Below are 1,164 nucleotides of genomic sequence, written 5' to 3' on the forward strand. Positions count from 1 at the left end.
TTGGAGCCTCAGTTGTTGGAGCTTCAGTTGTTGGAGCTTCAGTTGTTGGAGCCTCAGTTGTTGGAGCTTCAGTTGTTGGAGCTTCAGTTGTTGGAGCCTCAGTTGTTGGAGCTTCAGTTGTTGGAGCTTCAGTTGTTGGAGCCTCAGTTGTTGGAGCTTCAGTTGTTGGAGCCTCAGTTGTTGGAGCCTCAGTTGTTGGAGCCTCAGTTGTTGGAGCCTCAGTTGTTGGAGCTTCAGTTGTTGGAGCCTCAGTTGTTGGAGCTTCAGTTGTTGGAGTGTAAGTATTTGTAAACTTACGAGCTTCATCTGCTTCTGTAACAGTAGCTACGAGTTTACCTTCACCGTTATCTACAACTTTAACATGAACTGTATAGCTTTCTTTAGAGTATGTAACTCCTTCTGCTGTACCAGCTTTTTCTGTAATTGTATATTCGTGGTCTCCAGCTTCAGTGTATGAAAGTTTGAAGGCTACTTCGTTTGTTGCAACTTCAACACCCTCAACTTCTTTACCGTTTGATGATGTTGCGATGACGTTTCCGCCTTCGCTCAATTCAAACTCAAATTGTTCTTTAGCAAGTTCTTTACCAACTAATTCTTTAGTTGCTTTGATGACTGCTTCAGCTGGTGTTGCTTTATATTTGTTTGTAAACTTACGAGTTGAATCTTCTTCTTTAACAGTAGCAACTAGTTTGCCTTCGCCGTTGTCTACTACTGAGACATGGATTGTGTAACTTTCAGTTGAGTATGTAACTCCTTCTTCCGAACCAGCTTTTTCTGTAATTGTATATTCGTGGTCTCCAGCTTCAGTGTATGAAAGTTTGAAGGCTACTTCATCAGTTGCAACTTCAACACCCTCAACTTCTTTACCATTTGATGATGTTGCGATGACGTTTCCGCCTTCGCTCAATTCAAACTCAAATTGTTCTTTAGCAAGTTCTTTACCAACTAATTCTTTAGTTGCTTTGATGACTGCTTCAGCTGGTGTTGCTTTATATTTGTTTGTAAACTTACGAGTTGAATCTTCTTCTTTAACAGTAGCAACTAGTTTGCCTTCGCCATTATCTACTACTGAGACATGGATTGTGTGGCTTTCTTTAGAGTATTCAACTCCTGCTACTGATCCAGCTTTTTCTGTCAACACGTATTCGTGCTCGCCTGCTTCAG

1 protein-coding gene is annotated in these 1,164 nt (G+C 41.3%); it reads right to left on the reverse strand.

Annotated elements, in window-relative coordinates:
• The coding region (locus QM847_RS08260) for a Spy0128 family protein (protein ID WP_414354971.1) at nt 1-1,164 on the reverse strand (1,164 nt) is incomplete at both ends.

The organism is Streptococcus timonensis (assembly GCF_047463455.1).
GTDB classification, from domain to species: Bacteria; Bacillota; Bacilli; order Lactobacillales; family Streptococcaceae; genus Streptococcus; species Streptococcus timonensis_B.